The following is a 15,445-nucleotide window of genomic DNA, read 5'->3' as shown; positions in this document are numbered from 1 at the left end:
TGTTCCGGGTGGCCCGGAACATCATTTTGAGCCCCACGAGTATCCGTAGGGCAAAGAATAGTCGGGCGAGCGTTGCCCGTGGGATTATTCGCGACCGAGGTCGCGGTGGCGCACGCTCACGTGCACCCCAGGCAGCGCCGCGAGGCGGTCTGCCAGCTCCCGTGCCATGGCAACCGAGCGGTGCTTACCGCCGGTGCAACCAATTGCGAGCGAAGCGTGCCGCTTGTTCTCTCGCTGATACCCGGCAAAAACGGGGGCGAGTGCGGCCACATAGTGGTCGAGAAACTCTGCGGCACCCTCCTGCGCGAGCACGTACGACTTTACCTCGGGATCGACGCCCGTACGTGCACGTAGCTCCGGCTCCCAAAACGGATTGGGGAGGAATCGCATGTCAGCAACGATGTCCACATCGGTCGGAGAGCCATACTTGAAGCCGAAACTCTGCACGGACAATTGCAGCCCGGGGGTGTCGTCGTCGGAGAACAGTTCGCGGGTCGCGGTCGAGAGTTCGTGCACGTTGAAGCGCGAGGTATCGATGACTACATCGCTCGAGGCGCGCAGTTCTTGCAGCCGTTCGCGCTCGAGCACGATCCCATCGCTGAGCGTGCCTTCTCCCTGCAACGGGTGCGGGCGACGGACAGCCTCGTAGCGACGCACGAGGACGTCGTTGGTCGCGTCGAGGAAGACCACGCGGACCGTAGCGTTCGCCCGAAGGTCTCGCACCGTCTGCTGGATGTCGTCGAAGAGGTCGCGGCCGCGAACATCGACCACCGCGGCGATCTTCGGCAACGCTCCCCCTGAGCGGTCTGCCATGTCGGCCAACGTCTTGAGCATCGGGAGCGGCAGGTTGTCGACGACGTACCAGCCGAGGTCCTCGAGCGCGTTCGCGACGGTGCTCCGACCGGCACCCGACATGCCGGTCACGATCAGGATCTCTTGCTCGGACTGCAAGGCATTCACGGGCTGTCCTCCTCGTCCGGCGTCTGGGTGGTGCGGTCGTCCTCTAGCGTACCCTCACTCGGGCTGCCAAGATGCCGAACTATTGACGCCGCCAGCTGCATTCCCACCCCGGGCGCCGCGGCAATCTCCTCGAGGCTGGCCGTCCGTAGTCTGGCGACCGAGCCGAAGTGACTGAGGATAGCCTTCACGCGCTTGGGACCGAGTCCCGGGATCTCGGAAAGCTGACTGGAGATGCTCGCCTTCCGAGTCTGACGCTGAAAAGTAATCGCGAATCGATGCGCCTCATCGCGGACGCGCTGCACCATAAACAGTGCCTCACTCGACCGAGGCAGGATTACTGGGAACGGGTCCCCCGGCAGCCACAGTTCTTCGAGACGCTTCGCGACCCCGCAGAGCACGACATCGGTGATTCCCTGCTCCTCGAGGGCGCGTGCCGCGGCCTTCACCTGCGGCTCGCCGCCATCGACGATGAGCAGTTGCGGCCGGTCGCGGTAGCGGCTCACCGGGAGCTCTGCGGCGTCTTGAAGCTGGCGGAGTTGAGCGGCCCGACGGCTGACCACCTGGTAGATCGAATCGGTGTCGTCGGTCGTCTGCTCGATGCGGTACTTCCGGTACGCGCCTTTCGCGGGGAGGCCATCTTCGAAGACCACGAGGGACGCCACCACGCCCGTGCCCTGCAGATGCGAAACGTCGATGCACTCGATGCGGAGCGGGGCCTCGGTCATCCCGAGGGCGGATTGCAACTCAGCGAGGGCGTCGCTGCGGGCCGCGAGATCCGCCGTTCGTTTGAGCTTCGAACGAATGAGGTGCTCCCCCGCGTTGAGCACCGCACGATCCATGAGCTGCGCCTTGTCTCCCCGCTCGGGCACGCGGAGACGCACGCGACCCCTGCCCGGGCGCTTCAGTGACAGCGCGTCCTCGAGCGCCGAAGCGTCGTCGGGCAGCGTCGGCACCAAGATCTCGCCGGGCGGCTCGTGGTCACCCTCGTACGCTGACTGAACGACCTGCTCGAGCAAACTTCCAGGGGAATCGTCGAGTTCGACATCGACGATCCAGCTGCGCTCGCCACGCACCCTGCCGCCACGGATGATGAACTGGTGGGCCGCGGCCGAGAGCTCGTCATGACGCAGCCCGAATACGTCGAGGTTCACATCGGTGCGGAGCACCACCGCGTTGCGCTCAAGGACGTGCTCGACCGCCTGTACCTGGTCCCGCAGCCGGGCGGCCTCCTCATAATGCTGCTCGCGTGCCGCCTCCTGCATCTGCTCACGCAGCTCACGCAGGTGCACGCCGTCGTTCCCCGCGAGGAAGGCGACGAGCTGTTCGATCCGTTCCCGGTGCTCCTCGAAACTGACCTTCCCCGAGCAGGGACCGTGGCACCGCCCGATCTGCCCAGCGAGACAGGGTCGGCCCGACGAAATCGCGCGCCGGTAGTCAGCCTCGTTGCAGGTGCGCACCGGGAAGGCCTGCTGGAGCAGCGACACCGTCTCCTTCAGTGCCCATACTTTCGGGTACGGCCCGAAGTAGCGCGCGCCACGAATCTTTTCGTTGCGCGTGATCAGTACGCGCGGTGCGTCGTCCGCGAGCGTGATCGCCAGGTACGGGTACGTTTTGTCGTCCTTGAACTGCACGTTGAAGGGCGGGCTGAACTCCGTGATCCAAGTGTGCTCGAGCACGAGCGATTCCGTGTCGGTCGCCACGACCGTCCAGTCGAGACGCTGCGCGAGCATGAGCATGCGCTGGGTGCGCGGCTGCAGCGCATGCAGCGGCTGGAAGTAGTTTGCGAGGCGTTGGCGCAGGTTCTTCGCCTTGCCGATGTAGAGCACGCGCCCGTACTTGTCCGAGAACCGGTACACGCCGGGCGCGGTCGGGATCTCTCCCTGCGCCGGCCGAAAACTCGCCCGGTGGTCGGTTTCGGCCATCACGACTTCTTGGGCCGGCCCGCGCGCTTCTTCGGCGAGACACTCTGCGCCGGATCAATGCCGTCGCGCGCAAACATTTCCGCGAGGAAGCGCCCGGTGTGGCTCTCGGGAACCAGCGCAAGCGCCTCGGGCGTTCCGGTCGCGAGGACCGTGCCGCCGCCGGATCCACCCTCCGGGCCGAGATCGATGACCCAGTCGGCCGCCATGATGACGTCGAGATTGTGCTCGATGGTCAGGACGCTATTGCCCTTCTCCACGAGGCCATTCAGCACGATCAGGAGCTTGCGGACGTCCTCGAAGTGGAGGCCAGTCGTCGGCTCGTCAAGGACGTACAGGCTGCGTCCATTTGACCGCTTCTGCAGCTCAGTCGCGAGCTTAACGCGCTGTGCCTCGCCACCCGACAGTGTGGTCGCGCTCTGGCCGAGGCGCACGTAGCCGAGCCCGACATCCACCAGGGTCTTCAGGAATCGGTGAATCGAGGAGATCGGCTCGAAGAACTGCTCTGCCTCGGCGATCGGCATCTCGAGGACCTCAGAGATCGACTTGCCCTTGTACTTCACCTGTAGCGTCTCGCGGTTGTAGCGAGAACCGCCGCAGACCTCGCACGCGACGTAGACGTCCGGCAAGAAGTTCATCTCGATCTTGAGCGTGCCGTCGCCCGAGCAGGCCTCGCAGCGGCCGCCCTTCACGTTGAAGCTGAAGCGGCCCGGAAGGTACCCACGAATCTTCGATTCCTGGGTCTCGGCGAACAGATTGCGGATCTTGTCGAACACACCCGTGTAGGTAGCGGGATTCGAGCGCGGCGTGCGGCCGATCGGCGCTTGATCGACATGCACGACCTTGTCGAGGTGTTCCAGGCCGAGCACTCGGGTGTGCCGCCCGGGCACGAGACGCGCGCCGTTGAGCTGGTTCGCGAGAACCTTGTACAGGATGTCGTTGACGAGGCTCGACTTTCCCGAGCCGCTCACGCCGGTGACGGCCACGAAGACTCCCAGCGGGAACGTCGCGTCGACGTTCTGGAGGTTGTTTGCGCGCGCGCCCACGACAGTCAGCTCGCGGCCCGGTTCGATCGGACGCCGCGCGTGCCGCGCCTCGATCCTGCGCCGGCCGGCGAGGTAGTCACCCGTGAGTGACCGTTTGTTCGCGAGCAGGTCGGCGTAGCTGCCGGAGTGCACAACTGTGCCCCCCTCGACTCCGGCCCCGGGGCCGATATCGACGATCCAGTCCGCCGCTCGGATCGTGTCTTCGTCGTGCTCGACCACGATGAGGGTGTTGCCGAGCTCGCGCAGTTTCATGAGCGTATCGATGAGGCGTCGGTTATCGCGCTGGTGCAGGCCGATACTGGGTTCGTCGAGCACATACAGCACGCCGGTCAGGCCTGAGCCAATCTGTGTCGCGAGCCGGATCCGCTGCGCCTCTCCGCCGGAAAGCGTGCCTGCGGCGCGGGCGAGCGTCAGGTAACCGAGGCCGACCTCGATCAGGAAGTCGAAGCGCAGGCGAATCTCGCGGAGCACCTGCGCGCCGATTTTCGCCTCGCGCTCGGTCAGCTGGACATCCCGGAAGAAGCGCTGGGCCTCGAGCAGGCTGAGCTCAGTCACGGAGGCGATGGAGCTGCCGTCGATCGTCACCGCCAGGACCTCGGGCTTGAGGCGCTGCCCCTGGCACGCATGGCAGGGAACCTCACGCAGGAACTCCGCCCAACGCTCGCGGCGATTGTCCGACTCGGCCTCCGCGTACTGGCGCTCGATGAACGGGATGACGCCCTCGAACCCCGAGGAGTACTTCACCTCGCGGCCGAAACGGTTCTTCCAGCGCACGTTGACCTTGAAGTTGTTGCCGCGCAGGACGGCCTCCTGGACCTCTTCGTGCAGCTCACCCCAGGGCGTGGATAGGTCGAACTCGAGGTCGCGTGCGAGCGCGGCCAGTAGCTTTTCGTAGTACTGATACAGGCTCTTGCCCTGGCTGGTCCAGGGGATGATGACACCCTCGTCGATCGAGAGTGCCGGATCGCCGAGCACCAGCTCGTCGTCGACCGACATGCTCGTCCCGAGTCCTGAACAGGTCGGGCAGGCGCCGAAGGGAGCGTTGAAGGAGAATGTGCGCGGCTCAATCTCGGTGAGCTGCACCGGGTGCTGGTTCGGGCACGAGAGCTTCTCGGAATAGAGGCGGCTGCGTGCAGGATCTTTCGCATCGAGGTCGATCCGGTCAATCTCGACGATGCCGTTGGAGAGGCGCAGCGCGGTCTCGAGCGAGTCGGTGAGTCGGCCGAGCATGTCCGGGCCCGCGACCAAGCGGTCGACGACGACCGAGATGGAGTGTTTGATCTGCTTCTTCAGCTTCGGCGGGTCCGACAGCTGGATGACCTCGCCGTCGACGACCGCGCGGGCATATCCGCTCGCCGCGAGCTCCGTGAACAGGTCGACGAACTCGCCCTTCTTCTGCGTCACGACGGGAGCGAGCACCTGGTACCGGGTGCGCTCGGGTAGCTCCATCAGCTGATCAGCGATCTGCTGGACGGTCTGCGACGAGATCTTCTCGCCACAGACGGCACAGTGCGGGATGCCGACTCGCGCCCAGAACAGGCGCATGTAGTCGAAGATCTCGGTGATGGTGCCGACCGTCGAGCGCGGGTTGCGGTTCGTCGACTTCTGGTCGATCGAGACCGCCGGGCTCAATCCCTCGATGAAGTCGACGTCGGGGCGGTCCACCTGGCCGAGGAACTGACGCGCATACGCGCTCAACGACTCAACGTAGCGGCGCTGCCCCTCCGCGAAGATCGTGTCAAACGCGAGGCTCGACTTGCCGCTGCCCGAGAGACCGGTGAACACGACCAGAGAGTCGCGCGGGATCGCGACGTCGACGTTCTGCAAATTGTGGACGCGTGCGCCCTGGACGCTGATTTCCGAGTGCATCGAACTGGAACGAACGGGGGCTGCTGGGGGCTGAATGCTCACCCGTTCATCCTATGGGCCAAAGCTGAGATTCGAAAGTGTGTTCGATCGTGTCGCCGGTGTGCTCTTCCCCCGTTACTGTGAGCACATGAACAGCCACGAGACCCCCACTCTTGCCGGTAGTCGCGTCCGCCTCGAGCCGCTCGGCCCGCAGCACCGAGACGATCTCGCCGATTCGGTGGGCCCAGGTGAGCTGTGGCGCACCTGGTACACGAGCATCCCGTCGCCCGAGGAAATGCTCGCCGAGATCGAGCGCAGGAGGGAGGCGCAGGCTGCTGGAACCCTCGCGCCCTGGGCGATCATCGACGCCGATCGCGATCGTGCAGTCGGCATGACCTCGTACCTGAATCTCGCGCCGGCGAACCGCCGGTTGGAGATTGGGTCGACGTGGATCGGTCGGTCTGTCCAGGGCACCGGGATCAACGCCGAGGCCAAACTGCTGCTGCTGACGCGCGCATTCGACGAGCTGGACTGCCTGGCCGTCGAATTTCGCACCCATTGGCATAACCAGCAGTCGCGTGCAGCGATCGCGCGACTGGGCGCACATCAAGACGGTGTGCTGCGCAAGCACATGATCCTCGGGAACGGGACAGTCCGAGACACGGTCGTCTTCTCGATCACGGACGACGAATGGCCGGTCGTGCGGCTGGGGCTCGAGGCGCGCCTGCCCTAGCAAAAGGGCACGCGGGGGCCTACGCTCAAAGCATGAGTCTTCGTTTCAACTTCATCGGAATCGTCACCCGCGACCTGGCCGCCTCCCTCGAGTTCTACCGCGCTCTGGGGCTCGACATCCCAGACGGTCAGGACGACGCGGATCACGTTGAGATCGCGCTGCCCGGGGGCATGACGCTCGCCTGGGACCCGATTGAGACCATTCTCGGGTTCGACCTCAGCTACGTGATGCCCGCGGGCAGCCACCGCATCGCCTTCGCCTTCGCGGCGGACAGCCCGGCGGAGGTGGACCGCACAGTCGCGGAACTGTCCGCCGCAGGCCACAAGGTGCACACGGAACCGTTCGACGCCCCGTGGGGCCAGCGCTATGCGACGCTGCACGACCCGGACGGCAACGCCGTCGACATTTACGCGCTGCTTCCCGCTGACTGAGCTATGACTCGCGCACCGGCTGCCGGAGCAGGGTGCGCTGCTTGTCCGGAGTGACCCTGCGGAAGTCACTCAGGTAGATCTCGTGGTGCTTTCCCGCGAACTCAAGTCCGTTCGCGGGAATGAACTCTTCATGCATCGTCGCGAGGATCCCGCCCTCCTGCTCAAAGGAGCCCACGTGCAGGGTCTGCACGCAGCGTCCCTCGTGCAGGGTCTCCAAGCGCAACTTTCCCAGAGCCGCAGGAGGGTGGTCCTTCGCGGTGACGGCAGCGACCGACTCGGCCACCTCGTCTGCGCCGAGCCAGTCGGGCACCATGATCATGAGCGTCCAGTCCCACTTGGACTGGTCTCGCGCCGACGTAAACACCGTCTGGTCCTCAGCCCACCACAGGCCCTCCAGCGGCGGAACCACGTAGTCGAGGTTTCGCGACTTGCTGGCAAACTTGAGCGCATATGCGAGCGGGAACAGCGCCTCGATCGCCTGGGTAAACGCGGGCTCGGTGTTGGGATTGCCGTGCCCGTCGACCATCAGGTACTGCCGCGGCGGCACGTCAATCACGCGGAACACGTGCGGTCGCGCCTGAAACGAGTCGAGCGTTTTCTTGAAATCGATCTTCGACACGGCATCCCCTCGCTAGCGGTGGCCAGCGGCGTCCATTTGACGCAACTCGCGCTTGAGATCGGAGACCTCGTCACGCAAGCGCGCGGCGAGCTCGAATTTGAGGTCCTCGGCCGCGGCGAGCATTTGCGCGGTGAGGTCCGCCACGAGTGATTCGATTGTCGCCGAGCCCTCCTCCGCGATCGCACCGGCGCGAGCGGCGACCTTGCTTTTCGGGCGCTGCGCCGCCCCGTGGCGTGACGAAAGCACCGCCTCAGTGTCGGCGGCCTCGCGGTTGAGCATCGCCGTGATATCGCCGATCTTCTTGCGCAGCGGGGTTGGGTCGATGCCGTGCTCGGTGTTGTACGCCACCTGGCGCTCGCGGCGACGATTCGTCTCGTCGATGGCCTGCTGCATCGAACGCGTGACGCGGTCCGCGTACATGTGTACCTCGCCCGAGACGTTACGTGCGGCGCGCCCGATGGTCTGAATGAGTGAGGTGCTAGACCGGAGAAAGCCCTCCTTGTCGGCGTCGAGAATCGCGACGAGCGACACCTCCGGAAGGTCAAGTCCCTCGCGAAGCAGGTTGATGCCGACGAGCACATCGAACACGCCCGCGCGCAGCTCGGTGAGCAGCTCCACTCGACGCAGCGTGTCTACGTCCGAGTGCAGGTAGCGCACCCGCACTCCGGCCTCCTCCATGAAGGTGGTGAGTTGCTCCGCCATCTTCTTGGTGAGTGTCGTGACGAGCACACGCTCGTTCTTCGCGGCGCGCACGCGCACCTGCTCGAGGAGGTCATCGATTTGGCCTTCGCTCGGCTTGACGACGATCTCCGGGTCAATGAGCCCGGTCGGGCGGATGATCTGCTCGACCACGCCGTCGGCGAGCTCCAGCTCGTACTTCCCCGGCGTCGCCGAGAGGTACACGATCTGTCCGACCCGGTCTTTGAACTCTGAAAACTTCAGTGGCCGGTTGTCGAGCGCACTCGGTAGCCGGAACCCGTGATCGACGAGGGTGCGCTTGCGCGACGCGTCGCCCTCGTACATCGCGCCGATCTGCGGCACGGTGACGTGCGACTCGTCAATGACCACAAGGAAGTCGTCGGGGAAGTAGTCGAGCAGGCAGTGCGGCGCCTCCCCCGGCTGCCGGCCGTCCATGTGCATCGAATAGTTCTCGATGCCCGAGCAGAAGCCGATCTGCTCCATCATCTCGAGGTCGAAGGTCGTCCGCATGCGCAGCCGTTGTTCCTCGACGAGCTTGTTCTGCCGTTTGAGCTCATCGAGGCGCTGGTCGAGCTCGAGGCTGATGCTGCCCATCGCCCGGTTCATTACCTCGCGGCTCGCGACGTAGTGCGACCCCGGGAACACCGAGACTGAGTCGACCTGTTTGATGACTTCACCCGACACGGGGTGCAAATAGTACAGGGCCTCGATCTCGTCTCCGAAGAACTCGATTCGGATGGCGAGCTCCTCGTACATGGGGATAATCTCGACCGTGTCCCCGCGCACCCGGAAGTTGCCGCGCACAAACTCGATGTCGTTGCGCTGGTATTGCATGTCGACGAAGCGCCGCAGGAGGACGTCGCGATCGAGTCGGTCACCCACGACCAGCGGCACCATCGCCTCGTAGTACTCCTCCGGCTTGCCGAGGCCGTAGATGCAGGAGACGGTCGAGATAACCACGACGTCGCGTCGGCTGAGCAACGAGTTGGTCGTCGAGTGTCGCAGACGCTCGACCTCGGCGTTTACCGAAGAGTCCTTCTCGATGAAGGTGTCGGTCTGTGGGACGTACGCCTCAGGCTGGTAGTAGTCGTAGTAGGAGACGAAGTACTCGACCGCGTTGTTCGGCATCAGCATGCGGAACTCGTTCGCGAGCTGCGCCGCGAGTGTCTTGTTGTGGGCCAGGATCAGCGTCGGGCGCTGGACCTGCTCGATGAGCCAGGCAGTGGTTGCCGACTTGCCGGTACCCGTCGCGCCGAGCAGCACGATATCGGTTTCGCCGGCGTTGATGCGGCCCGCGAGCTCGGAAATTGCCTGCGGCTGATCACCGCTCGGTTCATACTCACTGATGACCTCGAAGGGCCGTACGCTGCGCGTGGCTTCCATCCCGCCAGTCTACGAGCCGCCACCGACATTCTTCTCCGAAACCGGGTGCCGGGATCCTGTAGGGACGAGAACGGGGGCCGCGGCGCAACGCCACGGCCCCCTCGCAAGAAGCGGTGGTTACGCGAACCAGAGCGCGAGCTCGCGCGCGGCGGACTCGGGTGAGTCGGAGCCGTGAACGAGGTTCTGCTGCACCTTCACGCCCCAGTCACGGCCCAGATCGCCGCGGATCGTGCCGGGAGCTGCCGTCGTCGGATCGGTCGTGCCGGCGAGCGAGCGGAAGCCCTCGATGACGCGGTGACCGCTCAGGCGGATCGCAACCGACGGGCCGGAGCCCATGAACTCGAGCAGTGGCTCATAGAACGGCTTTCCCTCGTGTTCCGCGTAGTGCGCGGCGAGCAGCGCACGATCGGGGGCGACCAAGCGCAGGTCCACCAGCGTGTAGCCCTTGCTCTCGATGCGACGGAGGATCTCCCCCGTGAGTCCACGGGCAACCCCGTCCGGCTTGACCAGGATGAGCGTCTCTTCGACCTGCATTGCGGCCCCTTTCACTGCATGAAAATCTTGGGATGTGGCCGCTTTCGCGGCCGGAACGATTCTATTCGGTTGGTGTGTGATCTCACGCCGCCTGATGCGCCGCGGCCGACTGCCGGTCGAGGCGGGCGCCGACCACCATGCAGTACACCCACAGCGCCGTGAAAATGACGACGATGATGAGCGACGGCGGGAGCACGAACCCGGCGAGGAACATGAGACCGTGCACCACCCAGCCGAGCGTGAGCCCCACCTTGCCGAGACGCATCGTCCCGAGCGCGACGAGGATCACGGCGCACAGGCCGAGGCCGCCCCAGATACCGAGTTCCCGGGGCTCAATCACCCCGAGACCGAAGACGGTCATGCCGGCGAGGAAGACGACGAAGAGCTCGAAGCCCAGCACGATTGACCCTAGAGCGCGCTGCGTCGAACGACGCGCGCCCCGGCCCCCGGCGAGGTGCATCGCTGCCCCCGCGCCCATTGCCTCGGACGGCGAGAGCACAAGCTCCTCGCCGTCGTCGGGCTGCATCACCGGGTCGCTCACAGTGCGACCCCCCAATCGCCGGCGCGCGCAAGCGAGAGTGCCTCGCCCGCGAGCACCACCGAACCAGTGACGAGGACGGCGCGGCCGGGTGCTTCAAGGGCCCAGTCGCGGGCCTCGGTGAGCGCTTCGGTGAGCGAGTCGGTTTGCGTGACGCTGAGCTCACCCAGCTCGGCGTCCGCAATATCGAGCAGCTCACCCACCTCGAGGGCGCGGGGCGAATCGGGGCGCGTCAGGATCATGCGGGCCGCGATGGGCGCCAGCGCCGAGAGCACGCCCGACGCATCCTTCTCCCCAAATATCCCGACGACGACCGCGAGCTCGCTGAACGAGAACGACTCGCGCACCGCCTCCGCGAGCGCGCGGGCACCGTGAGGGTTATGGGCGGCGTCCACATAGACGATGGGCTCGGTGCCAATGAGCTGCAGCCGGCCGGGGACGGTGAGCTGTGCGAGCCCCTCGTCGAGCACGGCCTCGGGCACGGGACGTGCGCCCCCGAAGAATGCCTCGACCGCGGCGATCGCGACGGCGGTGTTCGCCGACTGGTGGCTGCCGTGCAGCGGGACAAACGCGGGGTCATAGCTGGCACCGGACGGGCCGACGACGTCGATCTGGCGACCGCCGACCGCGAGTCGGTCACCCGACAGCTGGAAATCCCGGCCGAGGACGTGCAGTGCGACGCCGGTCTCCTCGGCGCGCGCGACGAGCTCGGCGAGCGCCTCGGGATCCTGCTCGGCGGAGACCGCGATCGCGCCGGCTTCGCCCATTCCCGGCTTCAGAATGCCGGCCTTTGTGCGCGCGATCTCGGCGATCGTGTCGCCGAGGATGCCGACGTGGTCGAGCGCAATCGGCGTGAACACGGCGACGGTCGCGTCGGCGATGTTACTCGCGTCCCATGCGCCGCCCATGCCCACCTCGATGACGGCCACCTCGACGGGCGCGTCCGCGAACGCGAGGAACGCCAGCACCATCAGCGCCTCGAAGAACGTGACCCGGGACTGGCCATCGGCCTCGAGCTCGGCGTCCAGCACCTCGAGTGGCAGGGCAAGCTCCTCCCAGGCGGCGGCCAGCGCGTCTGGGGCGATCGGGTCGCCATCGATGCGAATGCGTTCCGTGAACTGCTCGAGATGCGGGCTCGTGAAGAGGCCCGTGCGCAGGCCATAGGCGCGCAAGATCGACTCGATGGCGCGGCTCGTGCTCGTCTTCCCGTTCGTGCCCGCGACCTGGATCACGGGGAACGTGGCCTGCGGCGCACCGGCGAGGTCGGCAAGCCGGCGCACGGGCTCCAGCCGGGGGCGCGGGTGCGCCTCCCCGACTCGTTCGAGTAGTGCGGCGTAAACCTGGGCGGCGTGATGGGTCATCGTCCGGCCTCCTCATCCTGCGTGGACTTCTGAATCGTGATGCCGATGCTGGCCTTGCCGGCGCCGAGCGCCGGCGCGACGCTCGCGGAAACAATCTGGTCCGTGCGGCCGTTCGTGCCGGCCGGGACCGTGTGCACCTCGTCGACCGCCGAGACGGAAAACTCGGTCGCGAGCGTCTCGCCTGCGATGAGCGCCGCGTGCGTCTCGAGGGCCGACGCGAACTCCGCGGTCGCCGCCAGCGCCAGCACGATGCGGTCGCTCACCTCGAGGCCGGCATTCTTGCGCGCCTCCTGCACCGCGCGGATCGAGTCGCGGGCGATGCCCTCCGCCTCGAGCTCCGGAGTCGTGTCGGTGTTGAGCAGCAGGAAACCGCCGCCCGGCAGCAGCGACAGCGCGGGCGCGTCGGCCTCGTCGTCGCCGCCGACCCGGAGGGTCAGTTCGTACTCACTCGGCTCAAGCGGGATGTCCCCGGCAATCACGACGCCGTCGACCTCCGACCAGTTGCCAGCCTTCGCTGCCTTGATCGCTTCCTGCACGCGCTTCCCGAGGCGCGGCCCGGCGGCGCGCGCATTGACGGAGAGCTGGCTGGTGATCCCGTGCTCGGCCGCACTGTCCTCAGTCTGCAGGGTCAGGCGGACGCTCTTCACGTTGAGCTCCTCGCGCAGGATCGCCGCGAACGGCTCGATCCTGCCCGGGTGTGCGGTCACGACGGTCAGCTCGGCGAGCGGGAGGCGCACGCGCAGCGAGTGCTGCTTGCGCAGTGCCAGCGCCTGCGAGGTGATCTGACGGACCTCGTCCATCGCGGCAACCAGCTCGGGGTCGACGGGGAACTCTGCGGCGTCCGGCCAATCCGTCAGGTGCACGGAGCGCCCGCCGGTCAGGCCCTGCCAGATCTCCTCGCCGATCAGGGGCATCATCGGTGCGGCCACACGCAGCGTGGTCTCGAGCACCGTGTAGAGCGTGTCGAATGCCTGCTGGTTCGCGGGGTCCGCCTGGGTCCCACCCCAGAAGCGGTCGCGCGAGCGCCGCACGTACCAGTTGGTGAGCACCTCCGCGAAGTCGCGCAGGTGCGCGGCGGCGGCGGTCGAGTCGAGTCGTTCGAGCGCCGCACCGACCTCGGTCACGAGCGTCCCGGTTTTCGCCAGAATGTAACGATCAAGCGGATCGGTCGAGGACGTCGAACGAGTCGCCTCGGCGCCGTCCGCGTTCGCGTACATCCCGAAGAACGTCCAGGCGTTCCAGATCGGCAAGATGAACTGGCGGACCCCCTCACGGATGCCCTCCTCGGTAACGACGAGGTTTCCGCCGCGCACAACCGGGCTCGCCATCAGGAACCAGCGCATCGCGTCCGAGCCATCGCGGTCAAAGACCTCGTTCACGTCGGGGTAGTTCTGGAGCGACTTCGACATCTTGTTGCCGTCCGAGCCCAGCACAATGCCGTGGCTGATGACGTTCTTGAACGCGGGCCGGTGGAAGAGTGCCGTCGCCAGCACATGCTGCACGTAGAACCAGCCGCGGGTCTGCCCGATGTACTCGACGATGAAGTCGGCCGGCTGGTGTGTGTCGAACCATTCCTGGTTCTCGAACGGGTAGTGCGCCTGCGCGAACGGCATGGACGCGGAGTCGAACCAGACGTCGAGCACGTCCTCAATGCGACGCATCGTCGACTGGCCGCTGGGGTCGTCGGGGTTCGGACGTGTGAGCTCATCAATGAACGGCCGGTGCAGGTCATCGGGACGCACGCCGAAGTCCGCCTCGATCTCGTCGAGCGAGCCGTAGACGTCGACGCGCGGGTACTCGGGGTTGTCGCTCTTCCACACCGGGATGGGCGAGCCAAAGTAGCGATTGCGGCTGACGGACCAGTCACGGGCTCCCGCAACCCACTTACCGAACTGCCCGTCCTTCACGTTCTCCGGAACCCAGGTGATGTCCTGGTTGAGTCGCTCCATCTCGTCGCGGATCTCGGTGACGCGGACGAACCAGCTCGAGACCGCCTTGTAGATCAGCGGCGTACGGCAGCGCCAGCAGTGCGGGTACGAGTGCTCGTAGGAGGCCTGGCGGAGCAGGCGGCCAGCGTCCCGCAGCGCGCGGGTGATTCCGGGGTTCGCATCGAAGACCTGCTCGCCCACGAAATCGGTCACCGCGGGCAGGAAGCGCCCCCCATCGTCCACCGAGAGAATCGTGGGGATGCCGGCGGCGTCGGTGGCTTCCTTATCGACCTCGCCATAGGCGGGCGCGAGGTGCACGATACCCGTGCCGTCCTCGGTCGTGACGTAGTCGGCGAGCAGGATCCGCCAGGCGTCGCCCGTCCCCCACTCGTCGGCGTCAGAGAAGTAGTTGAACAGCGGCGCGTACTGCACGCCTGCGAGCTCGGTGCCGACCAGCGTGCGCTCGATCGCCGCCTGCGCGTCCTCGGCGCTCGCGTACCCGAGCTCCTTCGCGTGGGCGGCGACCCGCGCGCTCGCCAGGACGTACCGGTCTGCCGCGGCGGCGGCCCCCTCGGGGCCCGCGGGCAGGACCGCGTACTCAACCTCGGGGCCAACGGCCAGCGCGAGGTTCGTAGGCAACGTCCAGGGGGTCGTGGTCCAGGCAAGCGCGGCGGCGCCCTCGAGGCCGAGCTCGGCTGCGCGCGCGCCCTGCAGCGGGAACGTGACCGTGACGGTCTGATCCTGACGCATCTTGTAGACGTCGTCGTCCATCTTGAGCTCGTGGTTCGACAGTGGCGTCTCGTCGCGCCAGCAGTAGGGCAGCACGCGGTAGCCCTCGTAGGCGAGCCCCAGGTCGTAGAGCTGCTTGAAGGCCCAGATGACCGACTCCATGTAGTCGAGGTCGAGCGTCTTATAGCCCTTGTCGAAGTCGACCCAGCGGGCCTGGCGGGTGACGTACTCCTGCCACTCCTTCGTGTACTGCAACACCGAAGACTTTGCCTGCGCGTTGAATGCCGCAAGTCCCATCTCGTCGATCTCGCGCTTCTCGGTGATGCCGAGCTGCTTCATCGCTTCGAGCTCCGCCGGGAGGCCGTGCGTGTCCCAGCCGAAGCGACGCTCGACGTGGCGGCCGCGCATCGTTTGGAAGCGCGGGAACACGTCCTTGGCATAGCCGGTGAGCAGGTGGCCGTAGTGGGGCAGGCCATTCGCGAAGGGCGGGCCGTCGTTGAACACCCATTCGGAGGCACCTACGCGTTGCGCGATGGACTCCAGAAAGGTGTCGTCCGCCTGCCAGAACGCGAGCACCCGCTCCTCGATCGTCGGGAAGGAAGGAGACGGCGTCATCCCGAACGCCGCGCCGGGGGCGTGCTCGGCCGCGTGCTTCGGTCCGGTGGACGGTACGGGGCGTGGCTTGGGGTACGTCATTGCGTCGGGTGCTCCTGGCTC

At 66.3% G+C, this 15,445-nt stretch carries 11 protein-coding genes; 2 read left to right on the top strand and 9 right to left on the bottom strand.

The annotated features are described in order from the left end of the window. Window positions 1-84: 84 nt before the first annotated feature. The 3 genes from rapZ to uvrA are packed head-to-tail and all read right to left on the bottom strand — an operon-like array spanning window position 85 to window position 5,794. The gene (gene rapZ / locus JW030_RS06410; protein WP_188044782.1) at window positions 85-960 is read right to left on the bottom strand and encodes an RNase adapter RapZ; all 876 of its coding nucleotides are present in this window, start codon (window positions 958-960) and stop codon (window positions 85-87) included. Then, window positions 957-2,882, bottom strand: a complete 1,926-nt coding sequence (gene uvrC / locus JW030_RS06405) for an excinuclease ABC subunit UvrC (protein ID WP_188044783.1) — start codon at window positions 2,880-2,882, stop codon at window positions 957-959. The genes rapZ and uvrC overlap by 4 nt, the downstream gene beginning before the upstream one ends. Next, on the bottom strand, window positions 2,882-5,794 hold the full coding sequence (gene uvrA, locus JW030_RS06400; protein WP_188045023.1) for an excinuclease ABC subunit UvrA: 2,913 nt from the start codon (window positions 5,792-5,794) through the stop codon (window positions 2,882-2,884). The genes uvrC and uvrA overlap by 1 nt, the downstream gene beginning before the upstream one ends. A gap of 127 nt (window positions 5,795-5,921) precedes the next feature. Between uvrA and JW030_RS06395 the strand changes: the two genes are divergently transcribed. After that, the gene (locus tag JW030_RS06395) at window positions 5,922-6,506 is read left to right on the top strand and encodes a GNAT family N-acetyltransferase (protein ID WP_188044784.1); all 585 of its coding nucleotides are present in this window, start codon (window positions 5,922-5,924) and stop codon (window positions 6,504-6,506) included. Window positions 6,507-6,538: 32 nt separating this feature from the next. Further along, on the top strand, window positions 6,539-6,937 hold the full coding sequence (locus JW030_RS06390) for a VOC family protein (RefSeq protein ID WP_188044785.1): 399 nt from the start codon (window positions 6,539-6,541) through the stop codon (window positions 6,935-6,937). A 1-nt stretch (window position 6,938) separates the two neighbouring features. Here JW030_RS06390 and JW030_RS06385 read toward each other — a convergent pair whose 3' ends face one another. The 6 genes from JW030_RS06385 to ileS form a co-directional block, all read right to left on the bottom strand. Next, on the bottom strand, window positions 6,939-7,556 hold the full coding sequence (locus JW030_RS06385) for a GyrI-like domain-containing protein (protein ID WP_188044786.1): 618 nt from the start codon (window positions 7,554-7,556) through the stop codon (window positions 6,939-6,941). Between the two features lie 12 nt (window positions 7,557-7,568). Continuing rightward, window positions 7,569-9,638, bottom strand: a complete 2,070-nt coding sequence (uvrB, locus tag JW030_RS06380) for an excinuclease ABC subunit UvrB (protein WP_188044787.1) — start codon at window positions 9,636-9,638, stop codon at window positions 7,569-7,571. A 117-nt stretch (window positions 9,639-9,755) separates the two neighbouring features. Continuing rightward, the gene (gene ndk, locus JW030_RS06375) at window positions 9,756-10,172 is read right to left on the bottom strand and encodes a nucleoside-diphosphate kinase (RefSeq protein ID WP_188044788.1); all 417 of its coding nucleotides are present in this window, start codon (window positions 10,170-10,172) and stop codon (window positions 9,756-9,758) included. A gap of 82 nt (window positions 10,173-10,254) precedes the next feature. After that, complete coding sequence (locus tag JW030_RS06370; protein WP_241095589.1) at window positions 10,255-10,713, bottom strand: DUF4233 domain-containing protein; 459 nt, start codon at window positions 10,711-10,713, stop codon at window positions 10,255-10,257. Continuing rightward, complete coding sequence (locus JW030_RS06365; RefSeq protein ID WP_188044789.1) at window positions 10,710-12,071, bottom strand: folylpolyglutamate synthase/dihydrofolate synthase family protein; 1,362 nt, start codon at window positions 12,069-12,071, stop codon at window positions 10,710-10,712. The genes JW030_RS06370 and JW030_RS06365 overlap by 4 nt, the downstream gene beginning before the upstream one ends. After that, entirely contained in the window at window positions 12,068-15,424 is a 3,357-nt protein-coding gene (ileS, locus tag JW030_RS06360; RefSeq protein WP_188044790.1) for an isoleucine--tRNA ligase, read from the bottom strand. Before ileS ends, JW030_RS06365 begins: the two co-directional genes overlap by 4 nt. Window positions 15,425-15,445: the final 21 nt, after the last annotated feature.

Source organism: Leucobacter sp. CX169 (assembly GCF_017161405.1).
Taxonomy (GTDB): Bacteria; Actinomycetota; Actinomycetes; order Actinomycetales; family Microbacteriaceae; genus Cx-87.
This window is presented reverse-complemented; position numbering and strand designations above follow the sequence as displayed.

What these genes read in the sequence shown, in the direction of transcription:
- JW030_RS06365 (WP_188044789.1), bottom strand. Translation starts at nt 12,071, where the DNA reads ATGACCCATCACGCCGCCCAGGTTTACGCCGCACTACTCGAACGAGTC.
- JW030_RS06390 (WP_188044785.1), top strand. Translation starts at nt 6,539, where the DNA reads ATGAGTCTTCGTTTCAACTTCATCGGAATCGTCACCCGCGACCTGGCC.
- uvrA (WP_188045023.1), bottom strand. Translation starts at nt 5,794, where the DNA reads ATGCACTCGGAAATCAGCGTCCAGGGCGCACGCGTCCACAATTTGCAG.
- ileS (WP_188044790.1), bottom strand. Translation starts at nt 15,424, where the DNA reads ATGACGTACCCCAAGCCACGCCCCGTACCGTCCACCGGACCGAAGCAC.
- ndk (WP_188044788.1), bottom strand. Translation starts at nt 10,172, where the DNA reads ATGCAGGTCGAAGAGACGCTCATCCTGGTCAAGCCGGACGGGGTTGCC.
- uvrB (WP_188044787.1), bottom strand. Translation starts at nt 9,638, where the DNA reads ATGGAAGCCACGCGCAGCGTACGGCCCTTCGAGGTCATCAGTGAGTAT.
- uvrC (WP_188044783.1), bottom strand. Translation starts at nt 2,882, where the DNA reads ATGGCCGAAACCGACCACCGGGCGAGTTTTCGGCCGGCGCAGGGAGAG.
- JW030_RS06395 (WP_188044784.1), top strand. Translation starts at nt 5,922, where the DNA reads ATGAACAGCCACGAGACCCCCACTCTTGCCGGTAGTCGCGTCCGCCTC.